This is a genomic window from Burkholderia sp. LMG 13014, from assembly GCF_905232215.1.
In the GTDB taxonomy this organism is placed as follows: domain Bacteria; phylum Pseudomonadota; class Gammaproteobacteria; order Burkholderiales; family Burkholderiaceae; genus Burkholderia.
In genome coordinates, this window is the sequence record NZ_CAJNKE010000311.1 from 1 (window position 1) to 7,002 (window position 7,002).

6 protein-coding genes and 1 pseudogene are annotated in these 7,002 nt (G+C 67.5%); 5 read left to right on the plus strand and 2 right to left on the minus strand.

What is annotated here, in order from left to right:
- From JYJ84_RS24260 to JYJ84_RS24280, 5 genes and pseudogenes are all read left to right on the plus strand, one after another.
- Positions 1-220, plus strand: a pseudogene (locus tag JYJ84_RS24260) (CoA transferase); the annotation flags it as partial.
- Positions 217-1,563 (plus strand): MFS transporter, encoded by a 1,347-nt coding sequence (locus JYJ84_RS24265; RefSeq protein WP_175222150.1) that lies wholly within the window; start codon positions 217-219, stop codon positions 1,561-1,563. The pseudogene JYJ84_RS24260 and the gene JYJ84_RS24265, both read left to right, overlap by 4 nt.
- Positions 1,560-2,906: a PhoPQ-activated protein PqaA family protein gene (locus JYJ84_RS24270; protein ID WP_175222151.1), complete on the plus strand. Its 1,347-nt coding sequence runs from the start codon at positions 1,560-1,562 to the stop codon at positions 2,904-2,906. Before JYJ84_RS24265 ends, JYJ84_RS24270 begins: the two co-directional genes overlap by 4 nt.
- Before the next feature lie 160 nt (positions 2,907-3,066).
- On the plus strand, positions 3,067-4,125 hold the full coding sequence (locus JYJ84_RS24275) for a porin (RefSeq protein WP_174956658.1): 1,059 nt from the start codon (positions 3,067-3,069) through the stop codon (positions 4,123-4,125).
- Between the two features lie 42 nt (positions 4,126-4,167).
- Positions 4,168-4,527 (plus strand): BON domain-containing protein, encoded by a 360-nt coding sequence (locus JYJ84_RS24280; RefSeq protein ID WP_175222152.1) that lies wholly within the window; start codon positions 4,168-4,170, stop codon positions 4,525-4,527.
- Between the two features lie 22 nt (positions 4,528-4,549).
- Here the strand turns inward: JYJ84_RS24280 and JYJ84_RS24285 are convergent, their stop codons facing one another.
- On the minus strand, positions 4,550-5,572 hold the full coding sequence (locus tag JYJ84_RS24285) for an AraC family transcriptional regulator (RefSeq protein WP_122948511.1): 1,023 nt from the start codon (positions 5,570-5,572) through the stop codon (positions 4,550-4,552).
- A gap of 100 nt (positions 5,573-5,672) precedes the next feature.
- Entirely contained in the window at positions 5,673-6,869 is a 1,197-nt protein-coding gene (locus JYJ84_RS24290) for a porin (RefSeq protein WP_175222153.1), read from the minus strand.
- Between the last annotated feature and the right edge of the window lie 133 nt (positions 6,870-7,002).

The following is a 7,002-nucleotide window of genomic DNA, read 5'->3' on the forward strand; positions in this document are numbered from 1 at the left end:
CGCGATCCGTGAATGGCGCGCGGCCGACCTCGAGGAGGCCTGCGCCGGCGTGGGCGTGGCATGCGCGAAGGTGCGCACGATCGTCGAGTTCGTGGACGACGCGATGAACCACGACGCGCTCGAATCCGTCATGTTGTCCGACGGCGACTGCAGCGTGCTGTCGCCGGGCCTGGGCTATCGCGTGCATGCGTCGCGCGCTGACGGAGGGGCGTCGGCATGAACACCGGAATGGAATGCTCGATGGACGGCGGCGGCACGGCCGCGCGCAGCGAAGCGGACCGGGTGTTCGCGCGCATCACGAGGCGTCTCGTGCCGCTGTTGTTCCTGTGTTATCTGACCGCGTTCGTCAATCGCAACAATATCGGCCTCGCGAAGCTGCAGATGCAGGGCGCGCTCGGATTCACCGACGCGGTATACGGCGTGGCGGCCTCGGCGTTCTCCGTCGGGGTCCTGATGTTCGAGCTGCCGAGCAACCTGATGCTGCGGCGGGTCGGCGTGCGCCGCACACTGCTGCGGATCATGGCGTTGTGGGGTGTGGCGGCGGCCGCGACGATGTTCGTCAGGACGCCGGGCCAGTTCTACGCGCTGCGCTTCCTGCTCGGCGCGTTCGAGGCGGGATTCTTCCCCGGCGTCGTGGTGTATCTCACGTTCTGGTTTCCGCCCGAGCGCCGCGCGAAGGTCATTGCGCTGTTCATGACGGCCGCTGCCGCAGCCGGGCTCGTGACCGGGCCGGTGTCGGGCTGGGTGCTGAACGCGATGAACGGTGTGGCGGGGCTCGGCGGCTGGCAATGGCTGATGCTGCTGGAAGGGGTGCCGAGCATCGTGCTCGGCGTGATCGCGTTCCGGGTGCTGCCCGAAGGCCCCGAACAGGCCCGCTGGCTGTCGCCCGACGAGCGCCGTGTCGTGCAGCAGGCGCTCGGCGTGCCTGAGGGCCGGCATGCCGCCCGCCATCCGTTGCGCGCGGCGCTGCGGGAGCCGTGCGTCTATCTGCTGGGCTTCACGACGTTCTCGCTGGGGTGCGCGACCAACCTGATGATTTTCTGGCTGCCGTCCATCATCGAGGCGACCGGCGTCACGAACCTGCAGCACGTCGGCCTGTACGTCGTGATCCCGAACCTGATCGGCACGATCGCGATGGTCTGGTACGGCCGTCGTTCGGACCGACGCCGCGAGCGTCACCTGCATTTCATCGTCGCGGTCGGTGCGGGCATTGCCGGTCTGTGCACGATGGCCGTCTCGCACGGTGCGTTGCCCGGCGTCATGGCCGGCGCCATCTTGGCAACCAGCGGCATCGCGTCTGCGTACCCGGTGCTCTGGGCGATCGCGACCCGCCTGTTGCCACGCGATGCGGCCACCGCCGGCGTGGCGCTGATCTCGAGCATGGGCGCGGCATCCGGCGTGAGTTCCGCGCTGTTCGGCGCGATTCGCGTGCGGGCGGGCAGCCTCGACCCGGCGCTCTATCTCGTCGCGCTCGCGCTCGTCGCCGTGGTGCTGCTGTTTGCCTGCGTCATTCGTCCCAAGGCCGCCGAAGCGGCACTCATCAACCAGGAACTACGCTCATGAATCAGATGTTCACGGACACGAAGCCGGCGCTGGGGCCGGCACCCTTCTTCGACACGGCGGAACTGCTCGACGAATCGACGCTGAAGCCGGAGATCGTCTCGGACTGTGTGCGCGAGAGCCGGCATCGCGCCGGGCGCCGGGTTCGCGTCATCGAGTTGACCTTCACCAGCCAGCAATGGCACGGGCTCGTGTGGCGGCATCCCGCCCGCATCTACGTGCCCGACGGCTATGACGGTGACGGTGCCGCCGGCATCATCGGTACGGCGCGCCAGGCCTTCGAGCCCGGAAAATGGACCCAAAGCGTCATTCCGGGCACGACGCTCGATACCGAGGGCGAATACGCGGAAGGCACCGCGCTCGATCTCGGGATGCCGATCATGATCTTCGCGAACCCGGCCGATTGCCCGTTCGGCCTCGACGAATCGGATTTCACCGGCTATGCGCTGAAGAAGATGCTGGAAACCGGTGACCTGACCTGGAACGGGTATTACCCGATCGCGAAGGCGTATCTCCGCGCCATCACGCTGCTGCATTCGCTCGCGGGCATCGGGACGAAGCGGGCCGTCCTGCTCGGCAATTCGAAGCGCGGGGTCGGTGTGGCCATCGCGTCGGGCGCGGACCCGGACCGGGTGGCAGGCGTGATGGTGTGCGGCTACCACGGCGGGAACAACCTGTATCACCTTGCAACGAAATTCGCCGAGTTCGGGCCGCACGTCGCCGGGCCGTCGGAGTCGCGTGCCGGCCCGGGCTTTCAGGGCGCGGAGACGATGCTGCGCGCACTCAACAATCCGGTCGGTTTTCGCATGCTGATGCATTTCGATCCGTATCTGTGGCGTGACCAGATCAAGGCCGCCTATCTCGTCGCGCTCGGCACGAACGACGAGTTCTTCGCGCTCGGCGCGCCCAACAGCATGATGACCGAGATGCCGGGCGACAAGGCCTATCTCGCCGTCGACAACGTGCGTCATTCGTGGGTCTCCACGAAGCATCTCGCGGCGTGGCGGATGTGGCTTGCCCGCACCTTCGCCGGCCGTCGCGTGCCGCGCATGCCGGTGGTCCGGCACGAGACGGCCGGCGACCGGCTGGCCGTGGCCGCAAGCGTCGAGGCGGAGCACGTGTCGGGCGTCAGGCTGTTCCACGCGTATCACCCGGTCTCGCAGGACTGGCGCAGCGCGACGTGGCAATCGACGCCGATGGCGGCGCGTGACGGCGAGTGGCACGCCGAGCTGAACCTTCGGGCGGGTCACAACCTCGCGTGGTACGTCGAGGTCGAGCACGACGGCGCCGGCGGGCCGGGATACGTCAGCTCGCTCGTGCAGAACGTCGGGCAGCCGGCCGAGTAATCCTGGAACACCGGGATCGGCGCACGCGGGCACGCGGAGCGCCGATCCCGACAGCAACCGGAAAAATCCGCAGCGAGTTTAGCTCATTTATTTCGGTATGCGAATCATGAAGTGAGGCAGTGACGAATACATAAAGCCAGGCACTGGCAGGAGGAGACGGATGAGGAAATTCGCATGGGTGGCATTGCTCGGCGCGTTGCCGGGCATCAGCGTGGCGCAGTCGAGCGTGACCCTCTACGGGCAGATCGGCGGCGGGATTCGATGGACCAACGGCATGCAGGGCGGGAGCGCCGTGGGGTTCAACAACAACATGATCTCGGGCAACGACTTCGGCATTCGCGGAAAAGAGGATCTGGGCGGCGGATTCAAGGCGCTGTTCGTGCTCGATGGCGCCTTCAGCAGCGGAACCGGCGCAGTGAAGACGGCCGGCACGCTGTTTTCGCAGGCTGCGTACGTGGGCGTGACGGGCGGCTTCGGGCGCCTGACGTTCGGGCGCCAGTTCAATGCGGCGACCGACTTCGGGATCATCGTGGATCCGGCGGGCGGGCGCGGCCAGTCGCTTGCCATCGAGCCCGGTGTGCTGTGGGTCGGCAACCCCTTCACGCTCGATTCCCGCTTCAACAACACGATCAAGTACATCGGCGAACTGGGCGGCCTGCGTATCGCGGCGAGCTATTCGCCCGGCGGCATCGCCGGCAATACGCGCGCCGGAACCAATTTTTCGGCTGCGGCAATGTATCAGTACCAGACGGTGCTCGGCGGCGCGTCCTATGCGAAGACGTACAGCGCGGACGCGTCGCAGTCCGCGCAGACCTGGATGGCGGGCGGGACCTGGCAGATCGGTGCGGGCCGGCTCTATGCGAGCTACTCGGCCCTGGACATATCGAGCGCGAACCCGAGCCGGCCGCACCGTCGCGACAAGATCCCGTCGGTGGGGGCCGTCTATCAGGCCACGCCGTTCCTGCAGTTCACGGCCGGCATGTACGACGACATCGGCCGCAATCTCGGCAACCGGCGCGATGCGGACGGGCACAAGCTCACGACATATGCGGTCGTCGAATACTTCCTGTCGAAGCGCACCGAGATTTACGCGGAGTTCGATCGAAACGGCTTCTCCGGCGCATACCGCACCGATCCGACCAATATCGCGGCCATCGGCCTGCGGCCGGGCGGCAGTGGCGTGACGGGCGCATCGATCGGCCTGATGACGAAATTCTGAGTGTCGGGCCGACGTCATTTTCCGTGTGTGAAGGGAGACTCAATGAAAGCATTGCAACGTGTATTGATCGCGACCGCCGTGGCATGCGGCATCGTGACCGTCGCCGGCACCGCGCGAGCCGCATCGGACCCGGGGGCGCCAACCCTTGCCAGCGGGGCACCGGCGGACAAGGCGCGCCGGGCCGACGACCGGCGCCTGGTGCGTCGTGTCAGCGCCGCACTTGCGCACACGCGCGGGCTGAACGCGACGCGCATCGTGGTGCGCGCCCGGAGCGGCATCGTGACGCTGCGCGGTGGGGTGAGCGACGGTCAGCAGGCCGCGATGGCCGTGGAGGCGGCCCGGCAGGTCGACGGGGTGACGCAGGTGACGAATCAGCTTCGCCTGGGCGAGCAGATGCCGTGATCGGCCCGGGCTCGCGTGACGCTCACGCGGGCGTGCGTTGCCCCTCTCTCGGCCCGTGCCCCGTCCACCGCTTGAACGCGCGCCGGAAGTTGTGCGCATCGCTGAACCCCACTTCGTGCGCGACGTCCTCGATCGACAGCCGCGGGTTGCTCAGCAGCGTGAAGGCGCGCTTGCGGCGGATCGTGTCGATCACCGTCTGGTACGACACGCCCTGATCGGCCAGCCGCCGCCGCAGCGTGCGCTCGCTCATGCACAGTTGCGCGGCGATCGCCGCGAGCGACGGCGCATGGCGCAGGTCGCGCCGCATGATCCGTTCGATCGATTCGAGAAATTCGGTGCCTTCGGGTTCGGGCGGCAGCGCGTCCTGCAGGAATTCGAGCGCCTGGCGATGCGCGAGCGGATCGTGGGTCGCGATCGGGCGGTTGCCGAGCGCGGCGTCGCATGAGAACAGGTTCTGCTCCTGTTCGAACCGCACCGGGCACGGGAACACGCGTGCGTATTGCTCCGCATAGGCCGGCGGCGGGTAGCTGAGGTCGACGACCTTCGGCTGGAACGCGGGGCCGACGAGCGAGCGCCCGATCTTCATGAAGCTGCCGAACGCTTCCTCGACGAGGAACGCCTCGATATCCGGTTCGAGAAAGACGTTGGTCGCGCGGATCGACAGCGTGCGCGCATCCGAGATCACTTCGAAGCGCATCAGCGGCCCGGTGTGGCGCTGCAGTTCCATCCCGACCGCGATTGCGTCCTTCAGCGTCGGGCTTGTCAGCATCGCATAGCCGACCAGCCCGATCGACGCGATCGTCTCGCTCGTGCCGAGTTCGAGGCCGAGCGCCCGCCCCGGCGCCATGTCGAGCGCGCGGCGGATCATCGTGCTCGCCTGGCGCAAGGAAATCCGGCACGACGGATTCGACAGGTCCGCGACGTCGAAGCCGAGCCCGAGGCACAGCCGCGTGGGGTCGATGCCCAGTTCCTTGCTTGTCTCCGCGAGGCACCGCAACAGATGGACCGGCAGATTCGCCGTCGTATAACGGTCGGGTTCGTCCATGGATGCTCCGTATTTTTTTCCATGGATTGTACTCGTCCCGCCCGGCCGGAGACCCGGTGCCTCCCCGGCCGCGATCGCCCACATCCTGTGCGGCCCCGCTTCAGAAGTAGTGGCGCAGGCCGACCGTCGCGCCGAGCTGCGTGGTGCTCGTGCTCGGCGACTGCCCATTGATGCCGACCAGCTGCGCGCCGACCAGGCCGCCGCGATAGATCGCGTAGTCGACTTCCGCATAGAGCATGCTGCGCTTCGACAGGCTGTAGCCGGCGATCACCTGGAACTGGCGCGCGCGGCCGTCGAAGTCCGGCGTGTAGCCCGACTGCGTGGTCCACCATGCGTTGACGGCGGCCGTGAACGCCGACGTGAACTTGTAGGTCAGCCCCGCGAGCGCCATCTTGCGGCGCCGGAACCCGCCGGGCGTCGACGGGTCGACCACCTGCGCGGGCGAGATGATGCCGAGCGCGGCGAGATCGGTCGAGCTGAACGGGCCGTTCTCGAACGACGTGAAGTCGTTGTCGCGCGCGTTCTCGATATAGCCGGCGTTGACGGTCGCGTTGCCGAGCGTGACGGAGCCGCCGCCGCCATAGATGTCGAATTTCGCGTGCGTGACGTCGTCCCAGGTGCGCATGAACGACGCGCCGACCGTAAACGGCCCCTTGTCCGGCGCATACGCGATCGCCGCGCCGGCCTGGCTGCCGAGCACACCGCCGCCCGCATGGCCGCCCGGCGCGTACTGCGCGAGCAGGTACAGGCTGCCGAGCTGCGCGCCGTACTGGATCATGTTGCTGGTGCGCGCGCCCGCGAGCATCGTCTGCTCCGGCTTGAACAGGTTGAAGTACGGATCCTGCGGGCCGGCCCACAGGTTCGAGCCGTAGGTCAGCGACACCATCTCGAACGGCACGTTGTACTGGCGGCCGAGCGCGAGCTGGCCGAGCGACGTCGACGTCAGCCCCACGTACGCGACCTGGAAGAAGTTCGGCGAGCCGGCCGGCACGATCGCGCCGCTGTTCGGGCCGAAGTGGCTTTCCACGTTGAACTGCGCGGACAGCCCGCCACCGAGATCCTCCTGCCCCTTGAGGCCCCAGTAGCTTTCCGTCAGGCCGCCACCGTCGGCCATCGAGATCTTGCGGCCCGTCGACACCGGCGTGCCGTCGGCGCCGTAGGACACGCCGTGCGTTTCATAGCGGATGCCCGCATCGATCACGCCGTACAGCGTCACGTTGCTTTGCGCGTGCGCACCGGTACCGGCCAGGACCAACATCGCGCAGCACGCGGCGCGAACGCTATCGTGACGATTCATTATTCTGGACTCCGCATCGAACAGGGGGCGGACGGCTCGCACCGTCGGGAACGAATGTAGAAAGCCAAATTTGTGCGGGCCAAGGCCGCGGCGGCCATTCTCGTGGTGCGTCGCGGCCACGGCATGGCGCACT

What these genes read in the sequence shown, in the direction of transcription:
- JYJ84_RS24265 (WP_175222150.1), top strand. Translation starts at nt 217, where the DNA reads ATGAACACCGGAATGGAATGCTCGATGGACGGCGGCGGCACGGCCGCG.
- JYJ84_RS24270 (WP_175222151.1), top strand. Translation starts at nt 1,560, where the DNA reads ATGAATCAGATGTTCACGGACACGAAGCCGGCGCTGGGGCCGGCACCC.
- JYJ84_RS24275 (WP_174956658.1), top strand. Translation starts at nt 3,067, where the DNA reads ATGAGGAAATTCGCATGGGTGGCATTGCTCGGCGCGTTGCCGGGCATC.
- JYJ84_RS24280 (WP_175222152.1), top strand. Translation starts at nt 4,168, where the DNA reads ATGAAAGCATTGCAACGTGTATTGATCGCGACCGCCGTGGCATGCGGC.
- JYJ84_RS24285 (WP_122948511.1), bottom strand. Translation starts at nt 5,572, where the DNA reads ATGGACGAACCCGACCGTTATACGACGGCGAATCTGCCGGTCCATCTG.
- JYJ84_RS24290 (WP_175222153.1), bottom strand. Translation starts at nt 6,869, where the DNA reads ATGAATCGTCACGATAGCGTTCGCGCCGCGTGCTGCGCGATGTTGGTC.